The 26,539-nt window shown below is 68.1% G+C and carries 23 protein-coding genes; 13 read left to right on the top strand and 10 right to left on the bottom strand.

The features are described from left to right. Positions 1-166 precede the first annotated feature (166 nt). The gene (locus ACQ1RG_RS02810) at positions 167-1,705 is read right to left on the bottom strand and encodes an alanine/glycine:cation symporter family protein (RefSeq protein WP_063249644.1); all 1,539 of its coding nucleotides are present in this window, start codon (positions 1,703-1,705) and stop codon (positions 167-169) included. Positions 1,706-2,014: 309 nt separating this feature from the next. Between ACQ1RG_RS02810 and ACQ1RG_RS02805 the strand changes: the two genes are divergently transcribed. The 4 genes from ACQ1RG_RS02805 (at position 2,015) to ACQ1RG_RS02790 (ending at position 7,811) form a co-directional block, all read left to right on the top strand. Further along, positions 2,015-3,649 carry an ABC transporter substrate-binding protein gene (locus ACQ1RG_RS02805; RefSeq protein WP_063249646.1) on the top strand — a complete coding sequence of 545 codons (1,635 nt, stop codon included), beginning with the start codon at positions 2,015-2,017 and terminating at the stop codon, positions 3,647-3,649. Positions 3,650-3,796: 147 nt separating this feature from the next. Beyond that, positions 3,797-4,882, top strand: a complete 1,086-nt coding sequence (locus ACQ1RG_RS02800) for an ABC transporter permease (protein WP_009378817.1) — start codon at positions 3,797-3,799, stop codon at positions 4,880-4,882. Beyond that, positions 4,882-5,928: an ABC transporter permease gene (locus ACQ1RG_RS02795; protein ID WP_223289893.1), complete on the top strand. Its 1,047-nt coding sequence runs from the start codon at positions 4,882-4,884 to the stop codon at positions 5,926-5,928. The genes ACQ1RG_RS02800 and ACQ1RG_RS02795 overlap by 1 nt, the downstream gene beginning before the upstream one ends. Then, positions 5,925-7,811, top strand: coding sequence for a dipeptide ABC transporter ATP-binding protein (locus ACQ1RG_RS02790; protein ID WP_259863007.1), 1,887 nt, complete (start codon positions 5,925-5,927; stop codon positions 7,809-7,811). Before ACQ1RG_RS02795 ends, ACQ1RG_RS02790 begins: the two co-directional genes overlap by 4 nt. Positions 7,812-7,915: 104 nt before the next feature. Here the strand turns inward: ACQ1RG_RS02790 and ACQ1RG_RS02785 are convergent, their stop codons facing one another. Continuing rightward, complete coding sequence (locus tag ACQ1RG_RS02785) at positions 7,916-8,575, bottom strand: TetR/AcrR family transcriptional regulator (RefSeq protein WP_009378823.1); 660 nt, start codon at positions 8,573-8,575, stop codon at positions 7,916-7,918. Positions 8,576-8,945: 370 nt separating this feature from the next. On the opposite strand from ACQ1RG_RS02785, the gene ACQ1RG_RS02780 reads away from it, so the two are divergent. Together ACQ1RG_RS02780 and ACQ1RG_RS02775 are read left to right on the top strand one after the other, a co-directional pair. Then, entirely contained in the window at positions 8,946-9,521 is a 576-nt protein-coding gene (locus tag ACQ1RG_RS02780) for an NADPH-dependent FMN reductase (RefSeq protein ID WP_009378825.1), read from the top strand. A 261-nt stretch (positions 9,522-9,782) separates the two neighbouring features. Then, positions 9,783-10,544 carry a 3-hydroxyacyl-CoA dehydrogenase gene (locus ACQ1RG_RS02775; protein WP_009378827.1) on the top strand — a complete coding sequence of 254 codons (762 nt, stop codon included), beginning with the start codon at positions 9,783-9,785 and terminating at the stop codon, positions 10,542-10,544. A 78-nt stretch (positions 10,545-10,622) separates the two neighbouring features. Here ACQ1RG_RS02775 and ACQ1RG_RS02770 read toward each other — a convergent pair whose 3' ends face one another. The 3 genes from ACQ1RG_RS02770 to glyA form a co-directional block, all read right to left on the bottom strand. Next, positions 10,623-11,288, bottom strand: coding sequence for a response regulator (locus ACQ1RG_RS02770; RefSeq protein WP_197932109.1), 666 nt, complete (start codon positions 11,286-11,288; stop codon positions 10,623-10,625). Further along, a complete protein-coding gene (locus ACQ1RG_RS02765; RefSeq protein WP_193338466.1) occupies positions 11,285-12,706 on the bottom strand; it encodes a sensor histidine kinase in 1,422 nt (473 codons plus the stop codon). The genes ACQ1RG_RS02770 and ACQ1RG_RS02765 overlap by 4 nt, the downstream gene beginning before the upstream one ends. A gap of 120 nt (positions 12,707-12,826) precedes the next feature. Next, complete coding sequence (gene glyA / locus ACQ1RG_RS02760) at positions 12,827-14,203, bottom strand: serine hydroxymethyltransferase (protein ID WP_193338465.1); 1,377 nt, start codon at positions 14,201-14,203, stop codon at positions 12,827-12,829. A 351-nt stretch (positions 14,204-14,554) separates the two neighbouring features. Here glyA and ACQ1RG_RS02755 point away from each other — a divergent pair, with 351 nt between their 5' ends. Next, on the top strand, positions 14,555-15,118 hold the full coding sequence (locus ACQ1RG_RS02755; protein WP_063249654.1) for an IS1096 element passenger TnpR family protein: 564 nt from the start codon (positions 14,555-14,557) through the stop codon (positions 15,116-15,118). 121 nt (positions 15,119-15,239) lie between these two features. On the opposite strand, the gene ACQ1RG_RS02750 is transcribed toward ACQ1RG_RS02755, so the two are convergent. The 3 genes from ACQ1RG_RS02750 to ACQ1RG_RS02740 all read right to left on the bottom strand — a co-directional run bounded on the left by ACQ1RG_RS02750 (position 15,240) and on the right by ACQ1RG_RS02740 (position 17,338). Continuing rightward, entirely contained in the window at positions 15,240-16,271 is a 1,032-nt protein-coding gene (locus tag ACQ1RG_RS02750; protein ID WP_063249655.1) for a nitronate monooxygenase, read from the bottom strand. A gap of 126 nt (positions 16,272-16,397) precedes the next feature. Continuing rightward, positions 16,398-16,916, bottom strand: coding sequence for an SRPBCC domain-containing protein (locus ACQ1RG_RS02745; RefSeq protein WP_063249656.1), 519 nt, complete (start codon positions 16,914-16,916; stop codon positions 16,398-16,400). Then, the gene (locus ACQ1RG_RS02740) at positions 16,913-17,338 is read right to left on the bottom strand and encodes an ArsR/SmtB family transcription factor (RefSeq protein ID WP_082834896.1); all 426 of its coding nucleotides are present in this window, start codon (positions 17,336-17,338) and stop codon (positions 16,913-16,915) included. The genes ACQ1RG_RS02745 and ACQ1RG_RS02740 overlap by 4 nt, the downstream gene beginning before the upstream one ends. Positions 17,339-17,618: 280 nt before the next feature. Between ACQ1RG_RS02740 and ACQ1RG_RS02735 the strand changes: the two genes are divergently transcribed. The 5 genes from ACQ1RG_RS02735 (at position 17,619) to ACQ1RG_RS02715 (ending at position 23,919) form a co-directional block, all read left to right on the top strand. Further along, the gene (locus ACQ1RG_RS02735) at positions 17,619-18,896 is read left to right on the top strand and encodes a trans-sulfuration enzyme family protein (RefSeq protein WP_063249657.1); all 1,278 of its coding nucleotides are present in this window, start codon (positions 17,619-17,621) and stop codon (positions 18,894-18,896) included. Positions 18,897-19,335: 439 nt separating this feature from the next. After that, a complete protein-coding gene (locus ACQ1RG_RS02730) occupies positions 19,336-21,402 on the top strand; it encodes a histidine kinase (RefSeq protein ID WP_259801188.1) in 2,067 nt (688 codons plus the stop codon). Beyond that, the gene (locus ACQ1RG_RS02725; protein ID WP_009378844.1) at positions 21,390-22,034 is read left to right on the top strand and encodes a response regulator transcription factor; all 645 of its coding nucleotides are present in this window, start codon (positions 21,390-21,392) and stop codon (positions 22,032-22,034) included. Before ACQ1RG_RS02730 ends, ACQ1RG_RS02725 begins: the two co-directional genes overlap by 13 nt. Positions 22,035-22,036: 2 nt before the next feature. Further along, positions 22,037-23,032: a DUF4097 family beta strand repeat-containing protein gene (locus ACQ1RG_RS02720; RefSeq protein WP_063249660.1), complete on the top strand. Its 996-nt coding sequence runs from the start codon at positions 22,037-22,039 to the stop codon at positions 23,030-23,032. A gap of 98 nt (positions 23,033-23,130) precedes the next feature. Then, positions 23,131-23,919, top strand: a complete 789-nt coding sequence (locus tag ACQ1RG_RS02715) for an SDR family oxidoreductase (protein ID WP_342474192.1) — start codon at positions 23,131-23,133, stop codon at positions 23,917-23,919. A gap of 6 nt (positions 23,920-23,925) precedes the next feature. On the opposite strand, the gene ACQ1RG_RS02710 is transcribed toward ACQ1RG_RS02715, so the two are convergent. Next, positions 23,926-24,867, bottom strand: coding sequence for a capsular polysaccharide synthesis protein (locus tag ACQ1RG_RS02710; protein WP_063249661.1), 942 nt, complete (start codon positions 24,865-24,867; stop codon positions 23,926-23,928). Between the two features lie 163 nt (positions 24,868-25,030). On the opposite strand from ACQ1RG_RS02710, the gene ACQ1RG_RS02705 reads away from it, so the two are divergent. Further along, a complete protein-coding gene (locus tag ACQ1RG_RS02705; RefSeq protein ID WP_063249663.1) occupies positions 25,031-25,576 on the top strand; it encodes a DUF421 domain-containing protein in 546 nt (181 codons plus the stop codon). A gap of 29 nt (positions 25,577-25,605) precedes the next feature. Here ACQ1RG_RS02705 and ACQ1RG_RS02700 read toward each other — a convergent pair whose 3' ends face one another. Beyond that, positions 25,606-26,538, bottom strand: coding sequence for an amidohydrolase family protein (locus ACQ1RG_RS02700; RefSeq protein WP_063249664.1), 933 nt, complete (start codon positions 26,536-26,538; stop codon positions 25,606-25,608). Between the last annotated feature and the right edge of the window lies 1 nt (position 26,539).

The following is a 26,539-nucleotide window of genomic DNA, read 5'->3' as shown; positions in this document are numbered from 1 at the left end:
CGTGACCGGCTGCGTCCGCGTGGTGCGACCAGGGTGACACCCACGCCCGCGGAGACGACGCGAGGTCCGGGACGCCGTTGTCCCGGACCTCGCTGGCTCTGTGGGGCACGTCAGCCCGTGCCGGGCGGCCGAGGATCGTCGCCTCGACCGCCCGGCACGGTGTGCATCAGCCCTGCGGCACGTGCTCGCCGGCCTTCATCTTCGCCCAGCGCTCCTCCCAGAACGTCGCATTCTTGATGCCGACGGCCTGGGGGTCGAACTCGGGATCGAGTCCGAGCTTCTGCTGACGCTCGAAGTCGCGCAGCAGTTTGAACGCCGGCTGCTGGAGGATGAGGATGCCGACGATGTTCAGCCATGCCATGGCGCCGACGCCGATGTCGCCGAGCGCCCACGCATCGCTGGGGTTGTCGTTCATCACGCCGATGGCGACGGCGATGAGGATGAGCACCTGCAGAGCGCGGGTGCCGATCGTGAGGAAGACCGGGTTCTTCAGCTTGCCGAGCAGGTAGACGAGGTTCGTCTCCGCCATGTAGTAGTACGCGACGATCGTCGTGAGCGCGAAGAGGAAGATCGAGACCGCGATGAAGCTCGCCCCGATGCCCGGAAGCATCGTGTCGAGACCCGACTGCGGCCAGCCCTCGCCCGGGGTGGTCTCGAGGGCTTCGACGAGCTGCCCGCGACCGGAGCCGATGATCTCGCCCTCGGGGCTGAGCACCCGGTACATGCCGGTCGAGAGGATCATGAAGGCCGTGGCCGAGCAGACGAAGAGCGTGTCGATGTAGACCGAGCCGGCCTGGACGAGGCCCTGCTTGGTCGGGTGCGACACCTCGGCGGCGGCAGCGGCGTGGGGACCGGTGCCCTGACCGGCCTCGTTCGAGTAGATGCCGCGCTGGACGCCCCACTGGACGGCGAGGCCGATGATGCCGCCGAAGGCCGCATCGGGAGCCGAGTCGATGCCCAAGGCGGAGGTGAAGATGAGCTGGAGGACCGGCACGATCTGGTCGGCGTTGATGAAGGTCACCGCGATGGCCGCGAGGATGTAGATGACGGCCATGAACGGCACGGCCAGCGACGCGAAGTGCGCGATGCGCTTGACGCCGCCGATGACGATGAAGGCCATGATGACGACGAGGGCAAGCGCCGTGACCCAGGTCGGCAGGTTCCACGCGTTGGTCACGGCGCCGCCGATGGCGCGCGACTGGACGCCCGGAAGGAGGAAGGACATCGCGAGGACGGTGACGGCGGCGAAGACGAAGCCGTAGACCTTGAAGAACTTGCCGAAGCGCGTCAGCTCGTAGGCCTTCTCGAGGTAGAAGGCGGGACCGCCGCGGTACTCACCGGTCTTCGGGTCCTTCTCCTTGTAGGTCTGGCCCAGGGTCGACTCGACGTAGGAGGTCGAAGCGCCGAGGAGGGCGGAGATCCACATCCACACGACGGCACCGGGTCCGCCGAAGCCGATCGCGGTCGCCACACCGGCGATGTTGCCGACGCCGACGCGTCCGGCCAGCGACATCGAGAGAGCCTGGAACGAGGAGACGCCGTCCTCGGAGCTCTTGCCGCGGAACATCTGGGTGAAGATGGTCTTGACCTTGCGGATCTGGACGGCGCGGGAGCGGATCGTGAAGTACACGCCTGCGCCGAGGCAGAGGTAGACAAGCCACGAGGACCAGATGATCCCGTTGATCCATTCGACGACTGCGGACACGTTCTTCCAATCGTTGATGCGTGCGTTGGTGCTGGCTGCGCGAGTCGGGCTCCCGACTCGAAGCGCTCACTTCGAAAGAAGGTTGTGGCTTCGCTGTGAGCCACCTCATAAGTGAAGCCCATTGTGAGCTGGGACGCAAATTGGCCGGTGAGGCCCGACAATCCGGGAAACTCTTGGTTGCGAAACGGTCTCAGTATCCCTCTCCGCGAGGCCGTTGGTTCACTATCTGGGACGGAATCCGTATGATGTGACGCGGATCTCTCCGAGCAAAGACGACACGGAGAGCACATGTGACAGAACAGGATCACAATGAAACGTCGAACCGGCATCAAGGTCGCTGCCATCGCTGCGGCCGGCGCCCTGCTTCTCTCGGCATGCTCGACCTCGACCACCGGCGGTGGAGGCGGCGGCGAGGACGGCGGCGTCCTCACGGTGGGCACGACGGACAAGGTCACCGTCCTCGACCCGGCCGGAGCGTATGACAACGGCACCTCTCTCGTCGAGCAGCAGGTCTACCCGTTCCTCCTCGCCTACAAGCCCGGCACCGCCGAGCTCAACCCGTCGATCGCGGAGTCGGCGGACTTCACGGATCCGAAGAAGTACGAGGTCAAGCTCAAGGACGGCCTCAAGTTCGCCAACGGCAACGAACTCACCTCCTCGGATGTGAAGTTCTCCTTCGACCGGCAGATCAAGATCCAGGACCCCAACGGACCGTCGTCCCTCCTCGGCGGACTCGAATCGGTCGAGACCCCCGACGACAAGACCGTCGTCTTCAACCTCAAGCGCGACAACGACCAGACCTGGCCGGGCGTCCTCGCCTCGGCGGCGGGACCGATCGTCGACGAGGACGTCTTCTCGCCCACCGAGCTCACCCCTGACCAGGAGATCGTCGACGGCAAGGCCTTCTCAGGCCCTTACGTCATCGACGGCTTCAAGTTCAACGAGCTCATCACGTACAAGGCGTACCCGGACTATCAGGGCTACCTCGAGCCGGCGAAGACCGACACCGTGCAGATGAAGTACTACTCGGACGCGAACAACATGAAGCTCGACGTCGAGAAGGGCACGATCGACGTCGCGTGGCGCTCGCTGTCTGCCACCGACATCGAGGATCTCGGCAAGAACGACGACCTCACCGTCCACAAGGGACCCGGCGGCGAGATCCGCTACATCGTCTACAACATGGACACGATGCCCTTCGGTAAGAAGACCGACGACACCGACGAGAAGAAGGCGCTGGCCGTGCGCCAGGCGATGGCCGACTCGATCGACCGTCAGGCCGTGGCCAGCCAGGTCTACAAGGACACCTACACCCCGCTCTACTCCTACGTCCCCGAAGGACTGCCGGGCGCGAACGAATCGCTCAAGTCCGCCTACGGCGACGGCAAGGGCGGCGCGGACGTCGAGAAGGCGAAGAAGACGCTCGAGGACGCCGGCGTGACAACCCCGGTCGAACTCAACCTCCAGTACAACCCCGACCACTACGGTCCCTCCTCGGGCGACGAGTACGCCCTGATCAAGGATCAGCTCGACAAGACCGGCCTGTTCAAGGTCAACCTCCAGTCGACGGAATGGGTCCAGTACTCAGAGGACCGCACGGCCGACGTCTATCCGATGTACCAGCTCGGGTGGTTCCCCGACTACTCGGATGCCGACAACTACCTCGTGCCGTTCTTCTACGACACGGATGAGACCCCGAGCTTCCTCGCCAACCACTACCGCAACGAGGAGATCAACAAGGAGCTCACCGATCAGGCGTCGATCGCCGACAAGGGCGAACGCGCCAAGGCGATCGAGGACATCCAGAACCAGCTCGCCGAGGAGCTGCCGACGCTGCCGTTGCTCCAGGGCAACCAGATCGCTGTCTCCGGCAAGGACGTGAAGGGCGTCGAGGACACCCTCGATCCCGCCTTCCAGTTCCGCTTGGCTCTGCTGAGCAAGTGAGCACTCCGACGCTCCGACCCGTGGCCGCCGGCAGGCGGCACGGGACCGAGCAGCGACGATCAGCCGGCTGACCGTCCCCGAGGTGCAGGTGTGACCCACCTGCACCTCGTGGCGCGTCCGCACCGAAAGACGAATCCCAAAGGAACCATGTCTGCAGCCATCAGCCAACCCGAGGCGGCCGAACCGACCGCAGCGGTGAAGAAGTCCTCCGGGACCGGACTGGGACGCTACGTCCTCATCCGCTTCCTCCTCATCATTCCGACGATCTTCATCCTCACCACCCTGGTGTTCTTCCTCATGCGGATCACCGGTGATCCGATCACCGCGGCCCTCGGCGGCCGCCTCACCCAGGACCAGCTGGCCGAACGCGTCGCCGCCGCCGGCTACGACCGCCCCATTCTCGTCCAGTACTTCGAGTACATGGGCAACCTGCTCCGCGGGGATTTCGGGACGACGATCTCCGACGGCCGCCCGGTCACCGAGATCCTCCTCACCTACGGTGCGGCCACCGTCGAACTCGTCTTCTACGCGCTCATCGTCGCCTTCATCATCGGCATTCCACTCGGCATGCTCGCCGCCTACAAGCGGGACAAGGCCCCCGACGCCGCGCTGCGCATCCTCGCGATCCTCGGTTACGCCACCCCCGTGTTCTTCGCCGGCATGATCCTCAAGCTCATCTTCGGCGTCTACTTCCCGATCCTGCCGGTGGCCGGTCGCGGCACGACGGAGACCGAGTACATCATGTCCGGAGTCGTCGGACCGACCGGCTTCTACATCATCGATGCGCTGCGGATCGGCAACTTCGAGGTCCTCGGCGACGTCCTCGCCCACGCTGTGCTGCCCGCGCTCGCGCTCGGCATCCTCACCGCCGGCGTCTTCCTCCGGCTCGTGCGCACGAACCTCATCGGCACCCTCGGCCAGCAGTACATCGACTCCGGACGCTCCCGCGGCATCTCCGAGTTCCGCCTGGTCACCAAGCACGCCTACCGGCCCGCGCTCATCCCGATCGTCACGGTCATGGGCATGCAGATCGCGCTCATGCTCGCCGGCGCCGTGCTCACCGAGACGACGTTCGAATGGAAGGGCATCGGCTTCAAGCTCGCCGAGTACCTCACGGCCCGCGACTTCGTCGCCGTCCAGGGCATCGTCGTCATGCTCGCCGTCATCGTGGCGTTCACGAACTTCATCGTCGACGTCATCGCCGCCTTCATCGACCCCCGAGTGAGGTACTGATGTCTGAGAACACAGAGAAGTTCGCCGAGGCGGCCCCCGGTTCCGGTGTCCCTGCCGTCGTCCTCGACGAGAAGGCGAAGAAGTCGTGGTGGACCCGTCTGCCCATCGTCTCCCACCTGCGGCAGTCCGTCGGACTGCAGCGGGGCATGCTCATCACCGGTCTCGTGCTCTGCGGGATCGTCCTCATCTGCGCGATCTTCGCGCCTCTCATCGCCCCCTACGGCTTCAACCAGCTCGGCACTGCGGAAGGGAACTTCGGGGCCACCCAGCCGCCGAGTCCTGAGCACATCTGGGGCACGACCGTCGGCGGCTACGATGTCTTCTCCCGGGTCGTCTGGGGTGCCCAGACCGCGGTCGCCGTCATTGTCGTCGCCGTCGCCGCCTCGCTCTTCGCCGGGGTCATCCTGGGGCTGATCTCCGGGTACCTCGGCGGGTGGCTCGACCGGATCCTCGTCGTCATCGCCGACGCCGTCTACGCATTCCCGACCCTGCTGCTCGCCCTCGTCATGGCGATCGCGATCTCCGGCGGGCAGTCGAGCGCGTGGGGCGGCATCGCTGCGGCGGCGCTGTCGATCACCGTCGTCTTCATCCCGCAGTACTTCCGCGTCGTCCGCGCGGAGACCCTGCGACTCAAGGCCGAACCGTTCGTCGAATCGGCGATCGTCCTCGGCGCGTCGAAGACGCGGATCATCGGCAAGCACATCTTCCGGAATGCGACGCGGACGCTGCCGCTCATCTTCACACTCAACTCGTCCGAGGCGATCCTCACCCTCGCTGGGCTCGGGTTCCTCGGATTCGGCATCGAACCCACCTCGGCGGCGGAATGGGGATACGACCTCAACAAGGCCCTGCCGGACGTCACCAGCGGTGTGTGGTGGACCTCGGTGTTCCCAGGTCTGGCGATCGTGCTCACCGTCCTCGGGATCACGCTCGTCGGGGAGTCGATGAACGACCTCAACGATCCGCGTCTGCGCGTGCGCAGGAAGGCGAAGACGAAGGCCGGTGCCGCCGGCGCCCGCGACTGGAAGGCGGAGGCCCGCGCATGAGCGGCAACGACAGGATGATGAAGACCCTCGACGGCGCTGACGGCGCGATCGAGACGCCCGGAAGCGCCCGCACCGTCGACGGCGGACAGCCCATCCTCGACGTCGATCACCTCGACGTCACCTTCTCCACCGACGCCGGCGACGTCCATGCGGTCAAGGACGTGTCCCTGGCCGTGAGCCCGGGCGAAGTGCTCGCGATCGTCGGAGAGTCCGGTTCAGGCAAGACGGTCACCGCACGGTCCATCCTCGGCCTCCTTCCGGAGACGGCGCAGCGGTCTGGGGCCGTCGTGCTCTCGGGCAGCGATGTGCTCGCCGTCAGCGCCGAGGAGCTGCGAGAGATGCGCGGGTCCGATGTCGCGATGGTCTTCCAGGAGCCGTCGACGGCACTCAACCCCGTCTTCACGGTCGGATGGCAGATCGCCGAGGGACTGCGCGCCCACCACCGAAAGGCGAGCCGGGCCGAGCTCAAGGCGAAGGTCGTCGCAGCGATGGAGCAGGTGGGCATCCCCGACGCCGAGCACCGCTTCGACTACTATCCGCACCAGTTCTCAGGCGGACAGAAGCAGCGCATCGTCATCGCGATGGCGCTCGCCCTCGGTGCCAAGCTCATCGTCGCCGACGAGCCGACCACGGCTCTCGACGTCACGGTCCAGGCCGAGATCCTCGACCTGCTCCGCGAGCTGCGCGATGAGACGGGCACAGCGATCGTCCTCATCACCCACAACATGGGCGTCGTCGCCGACCTCGCCGACCGCGTGGCCGTGATGTACCGCGGCGACCTCATCGAGGTCTCGCCCGTGAAGACGCTCTTCAGCGACCCCAAGGAGCAGTACACCCGCGACCTGCTCGCGGCCGTGCCGAAGCTCGGCTCGACCGTCGTCGGCAGCCGCAAGGCCGCCGCGGCCGACCGGGACGCAGGAGACGGCCGGGACGCGGCGGACGACCGGGACGCCGTGGTTGACCGGGAACCGGGACCTGCGGCAGAGGAGGGGAGCTTCGGCACAACCGCCTCGGCGAGGAAGCGGGAACGGACGGCCGCCTCGGCGGGGGATTCCGTCGTCGTCGCAAACGGACTCGACATCGTCTATCCGGGTGGGCTGGGACGGCCGGACTTCCACGCGGTGAAGTCGGTGAGCTTCGAGATCCGCGCGGGCGAGGTCTACGGGCTCGTCGGCGAATCGGGGTCGGGCAAGACGACGATCGGGCGCGCGATCGCGGGTCTGACCAGGGCGAGCGGAGGCAGCCTTTCGGTGCTCGGGCATGAGATGGTCGGGTTCAGGGAGCGGTCGTTCCGGTCGATCCGCAAGCGCATCGGGTTCGTCTTCCAGGACCCGGCGGCCTCGTTCAACCCGCATCTGACGATCGGGGAGTGCATCGCGGAGCCGTTCGCGATCCACCGGCCGGAGTTGAGCGTGCGCGATCGCGGGGCCAGGGTGCTCGAACTCCTCGATTCGGTGCAGCTGCCGGCGGACTATGCCGGGCGCTACCCGCACGAGCTCTCGGGCGGTCAGCGGCAGCGGGCCTCGCTCGCGCGCGGTCTCGCGCTCGATCCCGAGCTGCTCATCGCCGACGAGCCGACCTCGGCCCTCGACGTGTCCGTGCAGGCGAAGGTGCTCGAGCTCTTCGTCGAGCTGCAGAACCGCTTCGACTTCGCGGCACTGTTCATCAGCCACGACCTCGCGGTCGTCGACATGCTCTCGGATCGCATCGGCGTGCTCTACCATGGCCGGCTGCTCGAGGAGGGCACGGGCGAGCAGGTGCTCGGGTCGCCGAGCAACGACTACACGAAGCGGCTCATCGCCTCCCTGCCGGTGCCCGACCCGGTCGAGCAGGCGCAGCGGCGGGAGGCGGCCCGGCGGCTGCGGGCCGCGGCGGGGGCGTAGGCGTCTGGCAACCCTCTGGGTGCTGGGGGACCCTGCGCGGGTTGCCCAGCGCCCGGAGGGGTGCCGCGGTGGAAACGCGCGAACCGGAGGGTTGCTGCCTGCCGCTACTTGCTCTCGGCGATGAAGTCGAGCATGCCCGCCTCGTTGACGGGCAGGGCGAGGAGGCGGTCGAGTTCGGCCTCATCGGCGTCGATGCCGACGATGCGCATCGCGTAGAGCGTGAACTCGCGTTCGATCTGGTCGGATTCGAGGCCGCCGCCGGGGCGGAACCAGATCGAGAGCGAATTGCAGATCGAGAGGATCGCCCGGGTCGCGAGCTGGGCGTGGCTGACGCGGAACTGGCCTGAGGCGATGCCCGCCTCGATGATGTCACCGAGCACCGCCCGCGCCTCGCGCTGCAGGGTCTTGATCCGGGCGGCGTTCTCGCCGTCGAGGCGCTCGGTGTCGCGCAGAAGCACGGTGGAGACGGAGACGTTGGCCATCCGGTAGCGGGAGAGGTAGCGGACCGAGACGGCGAGCTGGTCGACGGGGTCGTCGCCCACCTCGGCGACGACAGCCCGCGAGTGGTCGATGTACCACGTGTAGGCGGTGTGGACGAGCTCGTACAGGGCTTCCTGCTTGGACGGGAAGTAGTAGTAGAGGGCGGAGAGACTCAGCCCCGCCGCCTGCGCGATGTCGCGGATCGATGCTCCGTCGAAGCCCTTCGTGGCGAACGTGTCGCGAGCCGAGCGGAGGATGTTGTTGCGGCCGTTCGTTGCTCTCACGGGACCTCGCTCCTCAATCATCGACGATCGAACAATCTTTCATGTGCCCCTCGACAATACCGCAGATCGACCCGCCTGCCGCGGTAGTCCCCGGGCAATCCGCGGCATCGGGCGCAACCCGCTCGCGGCCGCACCCTGCCCCCAACTCCACCCCGCACCCAACCGCACTCCGCCTTACCCGCACCCCGTCACCAACTGCGCAGTGACGAGGCTCACCCCCTGGTCGCGGAATGATGCAAATTTCAACGACGTTGGGCATGGATGTGCCGCCCGAGTGCGGCACACCGATCGATCTGGGGCCGACCATCGGCCCTCCACCCGGTCGGTTCGGCTCAGCCGCGCACCACCGACCCGACAGCGAAGGACGTCCATGCTCACAATCGCCATCATCCCCGGAACCACCCGTCCCGGAGCCCTCAACCCGCAGGTCGTCCAGTGGGTCAGCGACCAGCTCGCCGGTCGCGACGACGTGACCGCCGAGGTCGTCGACTTCGGCGCCTTCGACCTCCCGCTCCTCGATGAGGTCATCCCGGCCGGTGCGAAGCGCTACGAGAACGCCCACACCAAGGCCTGGGGTGCGAAGCTCGACGAGTTCGACGCCTTCATCTTCGTCACTCCCGAGTACAACCACTCGATCTCCGGTTCCATGAAGAACGCCCTCGACTTCGTCGCCACCGAGTTCAACCACAAGGTCGCCGGCATCGTCAACTACGGCGCCGACAAGGGTGTGCGCGCCGCCGAGCACCTGCGCCACATCCTCGCGAACTACAAGGTCGCCGTCGTCCGCGACCAGGCCTCCTTCAGCATCTTCACCGACGTCGCCGACGGCACCTTCGCCCCGACCGAGGTCTCCGCGGCGCCGTTCGCCTCGATGGTCGACGACCTCGTCGCGTGGGGCGGTGCCCTCAAGGGCGTGCGCGAGGCACGCCAGTCGCTCACCGTCTGAGATCGATCGGCACCCTCGCCGAGGCGGCCGACCACGGTCGAGCGCCGCGTTCCGTCAGCGTGACGGCGGTCGTCGACCACGACCCGCAGCCCGTCTGCCCTCCCGGCAGGCGGGCTGCGCCGTCCTCCCGGCCTGGCCGGGGCCCATGCGCCCACCCCACCGTGACCTGGGCGACACCGCTGGGATACAGTCGAGCCAGTGAACGATCGCTCAGGTGCGATTTCGCCTGGGCGCCGCCCCCCCCCGCAGCGAAGGACACCCATGGAACTCACCGACACCGTCGCCCTCGTCACCGGCGGAGCCTCCGGGCTCGGCCGCGCCACCACCGAACGCCTGCTCGCCGCCGGTGCCCAGGTCGTCATGGTCGACCTCAACGCCGAGGTGGGGGAGCAGGTCGCGAACGAACTCGGCGACCGTGCCCACTTCGTCGCAGCCGACGTCACCGATGATGCGCAGGTCCAGGCGGCCGTCGACACGGCGACCGGACTCGGATCGCTGCGCGTCGTCGTCAACTGCGCGGGCGTCGCGACCCCGGGCAAGCTCGTGTCGAAGAAGGGCCCGCTGCCCCTCGAGGCGTTCTCCAAGGTCATGGCCATCAACGTCGTCGGCACCATCAACGTCTGCCGCCTCGCCGCCGCCGCAATGCAGCAGGAGGAGCCCGTCGGCGAGGAGCGCGGCGTCATCGTCAACACCGCCTCGGTCGCGGCCTTCGATGGGCAGATCGGCCAGATCGCCTACTCCGCGTCGAAGGGAGCCGTCGCAGCGGTCACCCTCCCCATGGCCCGTGAGCTCGCCGCCTCCCTCATCCGCGTGGTGACGATCGCCCCGGGCATCTTCGAGACCCCGATGATGGCAGGCCTGCCCGCCGAGGCGCAGGAATCCCTCGGCAAGTCCGTGCCCCATCCCGCCCGGCTGGGCAGGCCCGCCGAGTACGCACAGCTCGTCGAGTCGATCGTGGAGAATCCCATGCTCAACGGGGAGACGATCCGCCTCGACGGCGCGATCCGCATGGCTCCGAAGTGAGCTGAGCCGACTCACGGCACCGAGCAGCGCGAGGCCGTCCCACGCACCGTGGGGCGGCCTCGGCGCATCTGCGCCCGGTCAGCGTGATTCGTTGACGAGGAGGGCGAGCTGCACCCGGGTGCTCACCTCGAGCTTGTCGAAGATGCGGGCCAGATGCGTCTTCACCGTCGCCGTGGAGACGAAGAGCGACCTGGCCACCTGCGCATTCGTCATCCCCTGGGCGACCGCCTCGGCGATCTCACGCTCCCTGGCGGTGAGCACGGCAAGGGGGTCCGGACGCCGTTCACCGCTGTCTCCCCAGGTAAGGCCTCCCGTCGAGGCGGAGGATCCCGAGCGGTCGAGCAGGGAGTCGATGACACCGGGGGAGAGCGCCCGAGTGCCGCCGGCGGCCGCTCGGACGGCGTGGATGAGTTCGTCGGGCGGAGTGTCCTTGAGGAGGTAGCCGGCCGCGCCGGCACTCAGCGCCCGGAGCACGAAGTCGTCGGTGCCGAAGGCGGTGAGGACGAGGACCTCGGGATGTGTTGCCTGCGCGAGGAGCGTGCGCGTGGCCTCGAGGCCGTCCATGACGGGCATCCGCAGGTCCATGAGGATGAGATCGGGGATGAACTCCCTGGCCAGGGCGATGGCCTCTTCGCCGTTGGCCGCCTCGGCGACGATGTCGATGTCCGGTGCGGCGCCGAGGAGGAGGCGCAGGCCCGAGCGCATGAGCGACTCGTCGTCGGCGATGATGATCCTGATCGTCACGGGCGCTCCTCGCCGGTCGGTCCGGTGGGTGCGTGATCCGGCGGCTCGACCGCGGCGGCCTCCGCCGCTTGCTGTGTCGCAAGCCCCGCGGCCGGGAGCGTGGCGCGAAGGACGAAGTCGTCGCCGTTGCTCACTGTCAGCGTCCCGCCCATCGCCTCCATCCTCTCGCGCAGACCGAGCAGACCCAGCCCGGATCCGGTCACGGGTGACGGCTGCTGCGCTGGTCGGGTCCCCGCCGAGGCGGTCGTCCGCGGGTTGTGTGCGACGAGGGTGAGGCTCTCAGGGGTCTCACCGGCGGCAACGATGATCGTCGCCCGCGTCCCGGGGGCGTGCTTGACGGCATTGGTGATCGCCTCCTGGACGAAGCGGTAGATCGTCGTGCGCTCGAGGGCACCGAGTCCCTGCAGTGCGGCGGCGGACAGCGGCGGTCGGTAGTCCAGGGTGACGGTGTCCGCGCGGGTGCGGACGAGGCGGTCGAGGTCGGGGTCGACGACGGTGCCCTGGTCATCCCCGCGCAGCATCGTGAGCACTTCGCGGAGTTCGACGCCGGACCGGCGGGCGCTGCCGGCGATGAGGCGCGCACTCTCGCGCACGGAGTCGGCGTCGAGGTCTTCGCGCACGGACAGAGCGCCGGCGTACATCGCGATGACGCTGAGGTGGTGCGAGAGCGAATCGTGCATGTCGCGGGCGATGCCCCGACGCACCTCGGCGATCGCTCGCTCCTGCCGAGCCTGTCCACGCAGCAAGGTCTGGGCGGCGGAGTCGATGAAGCCCTGCTCTCGCGCCCCGCGGATGACGCCGATGACGACGATGATGGACAGTGATGAGAGGTTGAAGAGATAGACGGGCAGCTGGAAGCCGCCGAGTGCGACAGGCGTGATGACGTAGGCGCTCGTCAGCGCCGCAATCGACACGAGAAGTGTCGAGATTGTGAGCAGCCAGCTGCGCCGTGCGCACAACGTGATCATGAGAAGCCCCGACGAGGCGATGCCGAGGACGCCGATCGTCCCGAAAGCGACCCCGATAAGGCCGAGGGTGACGGCAATCCATCCTCCGGTGCGTCGTTGCAGCGATTCAACCGAACCATCCCGGTCGAGGAACTTCTCGCCGCCGCGTCCGCTCGCCGCCAGGAAGTCCCGCAGCTTCTCGGCTGCGAGGACTTTGGGCCGCAATGTCGAGCGCGGAACGGTCCGCCCGTCGAGCCAGAGGACGACGGGCAGACACGCGACGGAGATCGCCCCGAAAACGATGTGGATGGCGATCTCGACGTTCCGGCTGGCCTCGTCGACGTCGGGATCGTTCGGGTTGGACCAGTTGGCCGCAATGAGGCCGGCGACGATGAGCGCACCGATGACGAAGCAGATCGCCGTCCAGACGACGACGCGGATGACGCGATTGCGGCGATTGGTCAGGGGCACTCTTCGACGATACCCGGGCGACCACCTCGGCGGGGTCGGCCGAAAGGATGAAAGCGGGCTGACGTCGGGGAGCCTGCCGGCCGCGGACCCGGGTGGCGAGCACCCCGCGGGCAGCGCCGCTCACGCTGTGAAGCGGACTCCGGTGAAGTCCTTCCGCCACGCGGCGACGTCGTCGGCGATTTCCCGGAGCACCACCTCGGCGGGGGTGTCTGAGATCGATCCGGGATCCGCGGGAGTCCGGGCGGTGTCGAGGGCGCGGGCGATGTATCCGGCCAGCCGGGGCATGTCGGACGCCGTCATGCCGCGCCGGACGATCTCCGGGGTGCCGAGGCGGATGCCGTTCTGATCGCCGGGCACCTCGGGGACGGGCAGGCCGATGCCCGAGGTGAGGATGCCGGCCTTCTCGAGCACCCGCGCACCCCGGGTGCCGCCGCCGAACGGTGCGGCCAGCAGGGCGAACTGGTGGGAGTCGGTGAACCCGCGTTCGCACTGGAAGGGGACGGCACCGGCGTCGGCGAGGGCGTCGGCCAGGGCGCCCGTGCACGCCCGCATCTGCGAGGCGTAGTCGGTGCCGGTCGCGATCCAGTCGGCGAGGGTGACCCCGAGGGCCGCGACGGCCGCGGCATCGAAGTTCGCGGTCATACCGGGGAAGGCGATGGCGTCGATGCGTTCGGACAGCTCCGCGTCGTTGCTGAGCAGGAGGCCGTGGGTCGGTCCGCCGAGGCTCTTGTACGTGCTCATCGACATGAGGTGCGCGCCTTCGTCGAGGGGGTTCGCCCACTGGCCGCCGGCGATCATCCCGCACAGGTGCGCGGCGTCGAAGAGGACTCGGGCACCGACCTCGTCGGCGATCTCCCGGACCTTCGCGACCGGGTGTTCGAAGAGGTTGAGCGAACCGCCGATCGTGATGAGCGACGGCCGCACTTCGCGGGCGAGCTCTGCCAGCGCATCGACGTCGTACGTGTAGTGGGCGACGTCGACGGGAGCCCCGACCGTGGTGAGGCCGTAGAGTCCCGCAGCCCCGGCGGCGTGATGGGTGACATGGCCGCCGATCGTCGCCGGGGAGGCGATGATCGTACCACCTGGTGAGGAGGTCGCCATGAAGGCGAAGAGGTTCGCCATCGCCCCGCTGGGCACCCGCACCTCGGCGAAGTCGGCGTGGAAGAGGCGGGCGGCGAGCTCGGCGGTGATGACCTCGACCTGTTCGATGTGCTCGAGTCCCATCTCGTACTTCGCGCCCGCGTACCCGAGGGAGGTCCGCGACGCCGATCCTCCCGCCAGCAGTGCCGCCGCCCTGGGGTTGAGCACGTTCGACGCGGGATTGAGGTTGAACGCCTCCTCGTCGTGGAGGCGCTCGGAGGCCGCCATGAGGTCCTCGATCGTCTTCACGACCGTGGGCATTTGAGCGGTGCCGCCCTCGCCGAGGCGGTCGCCGGCGATCTCCTCGATGCGCGCACGGCTCTCGGTGGGGATCCATGGGCGGGTCGTCTGGTGCACGGTGGGACTCCTTCGTCTGTGTGGTCCGGCGCCGGTGGTCGCGTGTTCCGCCGCAACGCTGCGGCGTCGAGATCGATCCTAATGATCGCGGCGCACGCTAGGACCGGCCGATCGCTGAGAGTCCCGATAACGTATCTGTGCGAGAAATCGAACGATCATGGGCGGGCGGTGAGCACGCGACCCAGCGCGGCGGCCCCGCGCCCGCGACTTGAGGACCCCCAGTGTCGATCGGTGAGCTCAGAATCGACACTGCGCGTCCTCGACTCGACGGTGAGCCGCTTCGTTGCCGTGCGCTGAAGGCTCCTCATTGAGTGGAGTGCAGGAGGAGTGCCTGAGTGACATACTCGGATCATGGCGAGGACGTGGTTGTCCGTGGCGGTCGAACTCCTCGGCGGGAGAGGTCACGAGTTGTGGCCGCCGCCGGGTCGAACGTTCGCGGTCGGCCCGGCGCATACCTTCGATGACCTCGCCGACGCCATCAACACCGCTTTCGCGAGGTGGGATCGCGGACACCTCTCGCTGTTCGACCTCGCCGACGGGAACATCGTCACCGATGTCGAGTCGGGGATCGAGCTGGCCGATTCCACTGCGGGACCGACGAGCCGGGCATTCGACAGCGCCAGGGCGAAGGTGACAAAGCTCCTCAAGCCCGGAGACGTTTGCAGGTTCACCTTCGATCTGGGCGACCGATGGGTCCATCAGTGCACCGTGCACTCCCCCAAGATCGACCCCGCGATCACCCTCGGAATCGTCCCTGCGGCGCCGTTGCCCTACTGGGGGTGGGGCACCATTCCGGACCAGTACGGCCGGAGGACCGCGGACGACGACGGTTCGGGGAAGGTCCGTGAGCGGCCGAATCACCGACATCCCATGCTCGACTTCGCATGGCCGCACCACGAGGATCGTCCCCGCTGAGCCCAGACTCTCGACTTCTGGACCCCCAGTGTCGATCGGTGAGCTCAGAATCGACACTGCACGTCCTCGACTCGACGGCGAACTCGGTATCTACCGGGCGACTCGACGGGAGAGGGCGACCCTACCGTGCGAAGCGGGTGCCGAGCTGCTTGACGATCGTCTCCGCCGAACTCGGCGCGGCCCACCGGTAGCCGGTGCCCGCCCAGAGGTGAAGGAGGTTCGGGTCACCCGAAGCCTTCGCCTCGGCGCGCAGGCCCTTCGTCAGGTGGTGGAGAGCGGGGTAGGCGTCGAGGGCGACCTCGTCGAATTCGCGGACGAAGTCGTTGACGAGCGCACGAGCCGGGCGACCCGTGAACGCCCTGGTCAGGCCGGTCTCCGAGTACTTCTCCGCATCCTGGAGCGCGGCCCGATGCGGCGCCGAAGTGCCCGCCTCGTCGGCGAGGAGCAGCAGGGTCCCGACGACGACCGCGCTCGCCCCCGCATCGAGGAGCTCCCCGACCGCCTCGGCCCCGTCGACACCGCCGCCGGCCGCAATGGGCAGGTCCACCTCGGCGAGGATCTCCCGGACGAGATCAGCAGTCGGCCGATCCTCGATCTCCCGCGTCGGATCCGCGGTGCCCGAATGCCCGCCCGCACGCGGACCCTGGACGATGAGGGCGTCGACGCCGCGAGCAGCGGCCTCGCGGGCTTCGCCCACCGTCGTCACGGTGGCGACGACCTGGGTGCCGACCGCGTGGAGGCGGTCGACCACCTCGGCGGTGGGGAGGTTGAAGGTCATCGAGACCAAGGGCACGGGATGCGCGACGAGCCAGTCGACCTTCGCGTCATAGTGGTCATCGTCGTCGACGGGCTCGGTCTCGAGGGTGACTCCGTGCTCGGCGGCGAGAGGTTCGAGGGCGGTGGCGAAGCGGTCGAAGGCGGCGCGGTCGAGCGGCACCGGGTTCGGGGCGAAGAGGTTGACCCCGAAGGTCTCGGAGGTCTCGCGCATCCGCTCGACGAGCGGGGCGAGCGCCTCGGCGGTGAGGTAGCCACCGGCGACGAAGGGGAAGCCGCCCGCAGCGGCGACGGCCGCGCTGAGTTCGGGGGTCGTCGTCCCGCCGGCCATAGGGGCGCCGATGATCGGCAACGGCGTTGTCTCGAAGGCGATGGTCATGGTGTCGACTCCTGACGTCGGGTGATGCCATCGTCTCATCCGAGCTGCCCCGCCGCAGGAATGGCCACCGGCCGGGACGGCTTCGGTCCGGTGTGGACGCTGGTGCGGGAAGAACGCCCGCGCAACTCAGCGTTCGACGAGTCGGGCGAGCGCCTCGGTGACGGTGCCCCATCCTTCGAAGAATCCGAGCTCCTCATGCAGGGCGCGCTGCTCGGGGCTGGCATGCCGGACGATGGCACGGTAGTCGGTTCCGAACTCGCTGTCGCCGAGGATGATCTCCGTCGTCATCGTCACGGGAGCGGGCTGCGCGGGATGCCAGGAGCTGTCGACAGCATTGGTGAAGACGAGACGCGAGTCCTCCTCGATGCGGAGGAAGATCGCGTCGACGTGCGGGGTGAAGGTCTGCCCGTCCTCGCTCATCCGGGTGACGAACGCGCCGCCGGGGCGGAGGTCGAGCGCGTCGACGCGGAGGACGAGTGGGGAGGGGATCCACCACTGGACGAGCTGCGCCGGATCGGTCCACGCGGACCAGACGGCCTGGCGCGGCGCGCGGATGATGCGTTCGATCATGAGGTCGCGGTCGGGGTCGATGCCGGTGTCGAAGTCGGTGTCGGGGCCGAGGCCGAAGTCAGGGGTCGAGGTCATGGCGTCTCCTTGGGGTGTGGGTGAGTGGTCGGGGAAGAGCGGTCGGCCGTGGAGGCAGGGTGGTCGGATGAGGCCGTTCGAGTAGATGAGTCGGGCGTCGAGATCCCGGTGACGAAGGCGTCGAGTCGGTCGGTGGCGGCCTCCCAGCTGCGTCTCTGGGTCTCCAGCCATCGGTCGACGACGGCGAGTCGGTTCTCGTTGAGCACACAGGTGCGTACCCGCCCGGTCTTGCGGGTCGTGATGAGCCCGCACGATTCGAGGGTGCGGACATGTTTGAGGAACGACGGCATCGACATGCTCAGTGGTTCGGCGAGTTCGCTGATGCTCGCCGGGCCGTGGCCGAGTCTGGCGACGACGGCGCGTCGGGTGGGATCGGCGAGTGCGGTGAACACCTCGTCGAGCTCCTCCGAATGGTTAGCCATGTGGCTAAGTATTGCACGGCGCGCGGGGAATGGGAAGGGCTGGGTCCACGAGTGGGCGCACCGCCTCGGTGACGCGGATTCGCTGACCTCCCGATCGTCGGCTCGCCGTCGCTCCGCAGTGTGAAGCGGAACCCGTATGACGGTTCGTGACGGGAGAAGTCGCACACATGACGCTCGGTGACCTCACGGGACGCGGTCGGCTCCTCGCGCACCGTCGTCGACACAGACTGGTGGGACTTCGACAGCCGCGTCGAAGGTCATCAGAGAGGAAGGATCTGCCGTGAGCTCACTCGACCGCAGCTCGACAGACCGCAGCGGGGTCTCGACCCGCTCGGTGCACGCCGGCGCCGCCCCGGAATCGCACACCGGTTCCGTCGTCGCCCCGATCTTCCAGACCTCGACCTTCGAGATGGACGTCCCGGGCGTGCCCCGGGCCGGCTTCGACTACGCGCGCACGGGCACCCCGAACCGCAGCGACCTCGAAGAGGTGCTGTGCAACCTCGAAGGGGCGGCGTACGCGGCGGCCGTGAACTCGGGAACGTCGGCCGAGGTCGCCGTGTTCTCCGCTCTGCTCGGTCCCGGCGACGAGATCATCATCCCCCGCGATGTCTACGGCGGAACGTATCGGCTGCTCAAGAATGAGTACGAGCGCTGGGGCGTCGTCATCCGCACCGTCGACCTCACCGACGCCGAGGCGCTGGAAACGGCGATCACCGACCGCACCGCGATCGTCTGGGCCGAGACCCCGAGCAACCCCGGCCTCGACGTCATCGACATCGTCGAGACCGCGCGCATCGCCCACGCCCACAATGCTCTCCTCGCCGTCGATTCGACGTTCGCGACCCCGTACCTGCAGCGTCCGATCGAGCTCGGCGCCGACCTCGTCATCCACTCGACGACGAAGTTCATCAACGGCCATTCCGATGTCATCGGCGGGGCCGTGCTCGCCGGTGACGGGCAGACCTGTCCCCGCGCCGCCGAGGTGATCGACCGTCTCACCAGCCACTTCGCATCCGTGGGGCTGGGGATCTCCCCTTTCGACGCGTGGTTGACACGGCGCGGGATCAAGACCCTGCCCGTGCGCATGGCCGCGCACTGCGCGAACGCGCAGGCCGTGGCCGAATGGCTCGAGGGGCGTCCGGAGATCGCCGAGGTGTTCTACCCCGGACTGCCCTCACACCCGGGCCACGAGATCGCGAAGAAACAGATGAGCGGGTTCGGGGGAGTGGTCTCCTTCTCCACCGACACCGAGGAGCGGGCGCTCGAGCTCGTGCAGAGCACCGAGCTCATCACCCTGGCCGAGTCGCTCGGCGGGGTCGAGTCCCTCATCGACCACCCGGCGACGATGACGCATCTCGCCGTCGCCGACTGCGAACTGAGCGTCTCCGGTCGCTTCATCCGCCTGTCGGTCGGCATCGAGGACATCGAGGACATCCTCGCCGACCTCGACGCGGCGCTGGCCAAGACGAACGCGTTCGCAGCGTCTGGCGAAGACGCCGCCAGCCGGTCGAAAGCGCAGGCTAAGACAGCTCCGGCCCCCGCACTTCAGATCGTCTAGCCTCCCGCCGGAGAGTCTGCGCCGCAATGCCGTCCGCGCCCGGCTCACCATCGCGAGCGCCGGTGCCCTGACGCCCCCCACACCACGAGCGTCACGTCCTACGTCTGCACACGTAGGACATGGCGCTCGATGGATGAGGTGAATTGCTCAGGGTTGTGTGAGACGCTCCGGCGGCGAAGTGGCGCTCCAGGGAGGGCGTGATGTTCCAGGGGTCATTCGGAGTGGAGAGTGTGAGGCGGCCTGAACGCGCTCGACTTCAGGTCGATCTGGACAGGAAATCGCGTCGATTCTCTGCCCATTTCGCCCAGGAGACGCCGTCAGGGGTGGCGCGGAACGAAGGCCCAAGGAGCGGAAGCGCTCCAGCGCGGGGGAAAACCCGACTCGGTCGCGGCGGTCAACGTGCTGTCGCCCGGACACCCGCCCGCGTAGCGTATTCGGTATGAGTGAGAAGACCCCCGAGCATCCGCAGGAACCGGAGCCGACCGGCTCCATGCCTGCAGAAGCTCAGCACCCCCACGGCGACAGTGCGCCACAGGCCACCGAAGCCGGGCAGTTCCGCACCACCCCGCTCGACCTCGAGGTTCCCTTCACCACCCCGCGGCCCGGTTGGACCCACCCCGCCGAGGCGGCCGACGGCTTCGAGGGCAGTGCTGAGTCACCGACTCGGGAGTACCCTCACACTCAGGCCTACGATCCGTCGCGATTCCCCGCCGCCGGCAACCCGAGCCCCGCCGCCGGCAACCCGAGCCCCGCCGCCGGCAACCCGAGCCCCGCCGCCAGCGACCCGACTCAGGCCTACGGCACTCCTGCACAGACCTACATCGGCGCCGCACAGCATCCTGCCGGCGCACAGCCGCCGATGCCGCCCCGCGTCGAGCACGCGCTGCCCGGCGCTGAGCACCCCGGCCAGTACGCGTCCGCATCGTACGGTCCCGGCGGCCCGGTCTCCGGCCCGGGTCGACCGGCGCCGTCGCGCCCGTCCCCGCAGCGCGTCGACGCTCCGGGTGCGCAGTACCCGACCCAGTCAGGGCCCCAGCCTGGCCCGCACGCGGGACCCTTCCCAGGACAGAGCCCCCACCAGGAACAGAATCCCTTCCCGGGGCAGAGCCCCTACCCGGGACAGGTCCGGCTCCAACCGCCGCGACCGCCTCGGCGGAAGAAGCCCCGCCCGAACGACCTCGTCATGGTTCCGGTCACCGGACCCATGCCGCTGAGCCGCACCGATGTCACCGACATCCCTCCGGAGGGCCCGATCGACTGGCCGAAGCGGCCGGTCGGCGTCGTCGGGGTCGCGAACCTCTTCCTCTCCGCGGTCATGGCCATCCTCTGGGCGTGGATCCCCGTTGGGCTCCTCATCACCGGCATCGGCGGCATCTTCGCCCTCGGCCTCGGCGTCCTCGCGCTCATCCTCTGGGTGCTCGTCCAGCAGGTCGCCAACGTCTTCGAACGCTACCGCGCCGAACTCGTCTACGACGACAGAATCCCGGTGCCGACGGTCCCGCGCAGCACCCGCGAATCCGGGTTCGCCCGCTTCCTCCACAACCGGTGGCTGCTCGTGTCCTCGGGCTCGTTCTGGCGCTCGACCGCCCACCACTACGTCAAGATGCTCCTCGGCCTCGCCGTCGTCGGCGGCACGATCACCGGCATCTGCGGCGGCATCCTCGGAGTCTTCTCGGCGATCAACCCCGACGGGATCCCCGGCCTCTTCTTCGGCGGCGGTGAGAGCGGCCTGGGCCGCGTCGGCGTTGCGATCGGCTCGCTCATCATCCTCGCCAGCTCGCTCGCCATCCTCTGGTTCGCCCCGTATCTCGACCGTGCGCTCGACCGCAGCCTTCTGCCGCCGGCCCGCACCGCCGCCCTCCAGGCCGAGGTCTCCGAGCTCGACCGCGCCCGCATGGCCGGGATCGATGCGGCCGCCGCTGAGCGTCTGCGCATCGAACGCGACCTCCACGACGGCGCCCAGCCCCGCCTCGTCGCCCTGACGATGACCCTGGGCCTGGCGAAGTCGAAGATCGACTCCGACCCGGAACGTGCCAAAGAGCTCGTCGCCGAAGCCCACGCCGAGGCGAAGGGCATCGTCAACGAACTCCGCCAGCTCGCCCGCGGAATCCATCCCGCCGTCCTCACCGACCGCGGTCTCGACGCTGCGGTCTCCGCGCTCGCCGGCCGCTCACCGATCCCCGTCGAGGTCGACGTCCGCCTCGGCGGTCGGATCGAACGCGAAGCCGAAGCCGTCGCCTACTTCGTCGTCGCCGAGTGCCTGACGAACATCGCCAAGCACTCCGGTGCCACGCAGGCCAAGGTCGTCATCGCCCCCACCGAGGCGGGAGTCGAGATCGTCGTCACCGACAACGGTCATGGCGGAGCCCGGATCGACCGGTCGGGTCGGCACACCGGCATCGCCGGTCTCGTCGACCGGGTCGAGGCCGCCCGTGGGACACTGAACCTGACCAGCCCCGCAGGTGGGCCGACTACCATCGTTGTGGAGGTGCCATGCGCATCGTGATCGCCGAAGACTCAGCCATCCTCAGGGCCGGACTCGAACGACTCCTCGTCGACGCCGGACATGAGGTCATCGCGGCCGTGCCTGATGCCAATGAGCTGCTGGCGACCGTGAATACGATGCCCCCGGACCTCGCCGTCATCGACGTGCGCATGCCGCCGACGTTCACCGACGAGGGCATCCGCGCCGCGGTCCTCATCCGCAAGCAGAATCCGGACGTCAAGGTCCTCGTCTTCAGCCAGTACGTCGAGGAGCAGTACGCCTCCGAACTCATCGCCGAGAACACCGGCGGGTTCGGCTACCTGCTCAAGGACCGCGTCGCCGATGTCGAGGACTTCCTCTCCGCCGTCGACGAGGTCGCCAAGGGCGGAACCGTCCTCGACCCCGAGGTCGTCTCCCAGATCCTCGTGCGCACCCGCAAGACCGACGGGCTCTCGACGCTCAGTCCCCGCGAGCTCGAGGTCCTCCAGCTCATGGCCGAGGGCAAGTCGAACGCCGCGATCGCCGGCACCCTCTTCCTCAGCGCCGGAGCCGTCGAGAAGCACATCAGCTCGATCTTCACCAAGTTCGGACTCACCGCGGACACCTCGGACAACCGTCGCGTCCTCGCAGTCCTCACATTCCTCGGAGCATAGAAATGCCTGCCACCGTCCTCGTCAACCAGTCGGCCCGCACCGGACTGCGTGCCGTCCTCGTCATCGCCGCAGCGATCGTCCTGCTCATTCCGATCGCGATCAGCGTCGCCCACGGTGCCTCCCGGCTCGACTACACGAAGGTCGAGTCGAGTGAGCAGCTGGCCGCCTCGGCGAGAGACGTCCGCTTCTCCCTCGACACGGGAGCCTCGATCACGGTGAGGACGACCGATGCGGACACGGCGACGGTGACGATGACCGGGGTGGGTCCGCGCGATGACGTCCCGAAACTGCGTGTCGAGGAGACCAACGGCGAATCGGTGGTCACCGTCGACGACAGGAAGGTCTTCGAGAACGCCCGCATCGACGTCGCCATCCCCAAGGCGACGTCGAAGGACACCAACCTCACGTTCGCCGGCGGCCTCGGCGAAGTCGACGTCCGGGGGGAGTTCAATGACGTCAAGGCCGACACCGACGCCGGGTCGGTCTCGCTCGAGGGCGACTTCGAGAAGGTGCAGACGACGACCGACTGGGGTCAGACCCGGTTCAAGGGCAGCTTCGGATCGATCGAGGCGAAGTCCGACGTCGGCACCCTCGAAGGAACCGACCTCAAGGTCCGCGACCGAGTCGACGCGACGACCTCGACGGGGTCGATCGACCTCGACTTCTCCAATGAGATGGTCCCGACCTCGGGAATCACGGTCAAGGCCGACGAAGGCAAGATCGATCTCCGTCTGCCCCGCCTCGACCTCGTCAAAGAGCATATGAGCGCCGAGGCGGCCGGCCCCGACGACGGACGTGACGGTTCCGACGACGGCGGTGCCGAGGTCAAGGACCTCTTCTACCGGATCAACGCGACATCGAACCAGGGCAGCGTCGACCTCGCGAAGGACCTCGAGAAGTACGACGCGTCGAAGGATCCGAAGGACGCAGAAGGCAAAGCGGTCATCCCTGTCTCCGTCACCGCGGACACGGGCGCGATCACGATCGACCAGAACTGATTGAGCGGCGCGGCGGGCCACCGCTTTCGGCTCGACGACCGCAGCGCACGGTGCGACATCCGCCGCGCCCTGCTCGCCGGGCCACCGAAGGGAAGACAATGCAGGTCACGGTCTACGGAGCCACGGGAACCTTCGGCAGCCGACTCGTCACCCGGCTGCGGGCGATGGGGCATTCCGTCATCGCCGCTCACCGCGGGATCGGCGTCGACACGTACACCGGCGACGGGGTCACAGACTCGGCGGTCGGCAGCGATGTCCTCGTCGACTGCGTCAACCTCCTGACGAACAACCGGCACCGGGCGCTCGACTTCTTCTCCCGCAGTGCGCGCTCGATCGCGTTGGCCGCGGCGGAGAATCCCGGTGCGGCGATGGTATGCCTGTCGATCGCCTTCAAACCCGCGGTCGCCGGATCCGCACTCTTCGGCTACTACCAGGGCAAGAACATGCAGGAGCGGGTCTACCGCAGGCTCGTGCCCGCCGACCAGCTCCTCATGTTCCGCTCGACCCAATGGTACGAACTCGCCGCGACGGCATCGGTGTCCGTCGGCCCGGTCGTCTTCGCCCCGAAGATGCGGGTGCGCGCCCTCGCCGCCGACGAAGCAGCCCGGATGATGGCAGAGGCGATCGAAGCCGGAGAGCGCGGCACCGTCGAGGTCGCCGGCCCCGAGATCAGCGACCTCGCCGCGATCGCCCGAGTCGTCGCCGAAGCGGAGGCGGGCCGCACCGGAGAACGGACCCAGGGCTCCGGCGTGAGGCGTCGGGGACGGACGCGGGCCCGCAAGGTCGTGCCCGTGCCGATTCCCGGACCGACGGCGGACGACGGCCTCATCCCCGAGTCGCCGAGGCTCTCGACCGTCACAGTCGACGAATGGCTTCGCACCCGGTGAGGTGATTCAGACGTACGGACCGATGAGGTGCCCGAGGACAGAGCCGTCGGGAACAGTGCCGTACTTGTAGCTGAGCTTCTGCAGAGGTGCGACGGCGGCGATGTCGGTGAGCGTACCCGGTCGCCAGGGCTGCATCATCGCCAGCTGGAGCAGATGCGCCGAGGTGGCCGAGAGCACCGGTGCTGCGTTCCACTGGCCGCGGGCTTCGGGCACGAGCACCTGGAGGACTTCGAAGATCCGGTGGTAGAGGAAGTAGTCGGGCAGGTCGTCGAAGTGGGTCCACCACTCATCGAGAGCGCGCCTCTGCAGGCCCAGCAGAACCGACTCCTTCTGCGAGGCGATGAACCAGTTCGCGATGGACAGCTTCGTCCACCGGGGGAAGATCGTTCCCGCACGGAGATAGCGGCGCTGCAGGTCATCGTCGAAGTTGTGTCCGACCCATGCCGTGGCGTCGAACCAGACGCCTCCATGCTCTTCGAGAATGCGGGTGCGGACGTAGTCGGAGAAGTGGGCCGGGCGCGAGTCCTCGAGGACCGCAGCGATCCGGTCGGGAACGTCGATGAGTTCACGGACCGATTCTCCGTCGAGCACACGCAGCGCGGGATACGATTCCCTGATGTTCGCCAGGCACGCCTGGACGAGCGGTGGGGCCGTGTCGATCGGAGTGTTCCAGTAGGTGAACACACGGTCGGAGGGCACCGGCATTCCGCGGTACCGACGCCGTGCGGAGGTGCGAGCGCGGGCGGCTGCGAAGATCGGCGGGTCGGCGGGCAGTCCGACACTGCGGCGCAGTTCTGGCAGGCGCGGCTGGAGCAGTCGGATGAGGCGCTCGTAGGTCTGCAGAGCCGCCACCGGATCGATCGTCGAGGCGAACTGCGAGGAGCGCTCGATCTGCGCCTGCAGCCCCGCCAGCACCTTCTCGGGCGTCGGGTCCTTCGTCAGTCTCATACCATCCTGCTTCCGCACATCGACCGTGGCCGACAAGGGCTGTTGTCCGGTCTGCTCTCTTCTCACCCTAGAGCAGGAGAGGCGTCTCCAGCCGGAATCGGCGGGTGAGGGGCGCGGGATCTCCGCCTCCCGCCGAGTAGGATGCGGTCGGGAGGTGGCCTGCATGGAATGGCACGAATACGGACTCGACGGTGTCGACGCCCTGCGCGTCGTCGTCTCCTGCGTCGTCTTCTACTTCGGCATCATCATCGTCGTCCGTCTCTTCGGGCAACGCGCCCTGGCGAGTCTCTCGAGCTTCGACCTGGCCGCGATCATCGCCCTCGGAGCCGTCGTGGGACGGGCGATCCTCGGCGACACCCCCACTCTCGTCGCCGGTGTCCTCGCCGTCGGGACGCTGCTCATCCTCCAGGCGGTGACCGGGCAGGCGCGGCGGAGCGCCCGCATCGAGGGCATCGTCAACAGTCCCGCGATCGTCCTCATGGCGGGAGAGGAGTTTCTCACCGACAACATGGCCCGCGCCCATGTCGATCGCGTCGAAGTGGTCTCGAAGCTGCGGATGGCAGGCATCCGAGAGCTCTCCGAGGTCGCGTGCGTCATCCTCGAACCCACCGGCCAGATCAGTGTGATCAAGCGCGGCAGGCCGATCGACCCGGCGCTGCTCGATGGTGTCGTCGGGGCGGAGCGCATCCCCCGATCGGACATCGGCTGAGACGACGACACCAGCCCGTCTGACCAGGCTCACTCTTCAGTTCTCGCGTCGTCGCCAGCGACCACCTCCTCGTCCTCCTCGAGCCCGAGCAGCCTGGCCCCGTTCTCCCAGAGCACCGCGCGCATCCAGTCGTCGCCGAGGTCGAGGCCGGCGAGCCCCGAGAGCTGATCGGCGTACGGGTAGGGGATGTTCGGGAAGTCCGAGCCGAGGACGACCTTGTCCTGGAGCGCCAGGAGTCGCTCACGGAAGGCGGGGGCCACCTCGGCGGGGTGGTTGAAGAACCCGGAGACGTACATCGTCGTATCGAGGTGGACCCCGCTGTGGGCCTCGGCGAGATCGGCGAACGCGTCGTACTCGGGCATGCCCATGTGGGCGATGACGAAGTTGAGGGCGGGAAAGCGTTCGAGCACCCGTGCCACCGCCTCGGGGCCGGTGAACTCGCCGGGCAGCGGCTTCGAACCGGCGTGGATGACGATCGGCACCTGCGCCTCCGACAGCGCCGCCCACGCGGGATCGAGGACACGGTCATCAGGAGCGAAGCCGCCGACCTGCACGTGGACCTTGAACAGCCGTGCCCCGGCCTCGAGGGCTGCGGGCACGTACTCGGCGGACTCCGGTTCGGCGTAGAGCGTTCCGCAGTGGACGACGTCCGGGTGGGCTGCGGCGAACTCCCTGTTCCAGTCGTTGAGCCACGCGGCCATACCCGGTCGGTGGGGGTAGGTGAGTGCCGGGATCCGGTGGAGGCCCCAGTCGCGGAGGATCCGCAGCCGGGTGTCGGTGTCGTGACGGTAGTGGATCGGCCACGGTCGACCGTAATGCGCCTCGGCGTCGTCGAAGTAGGACCAGACCTTGTCGAGCACATTCTGCGGGAGGAAATGGACATGGATGTCGGCCAGCCCCGGCAGATCGAGCGCCTCGACATACCCCGGGATCTCCGCATCGGTGCGGGGAGGAGCGATCATG

The sequence above is a fragment of the Brevibacterium sp. K72 genome, from assembly GCF_050562175.1.
Taxonomy (GTDB): Bacteria; Actinomycetota; Actinomycetes; order Actinomycetales; family Brevibacteriaceae; genus Brevibacterium; species Brevibacterium casei.
The sequence above is the reverse complement of the archived record's forward strand: the minus strand, read 5'-3'. Positions and strand labels throughout refer to the sequence as shown.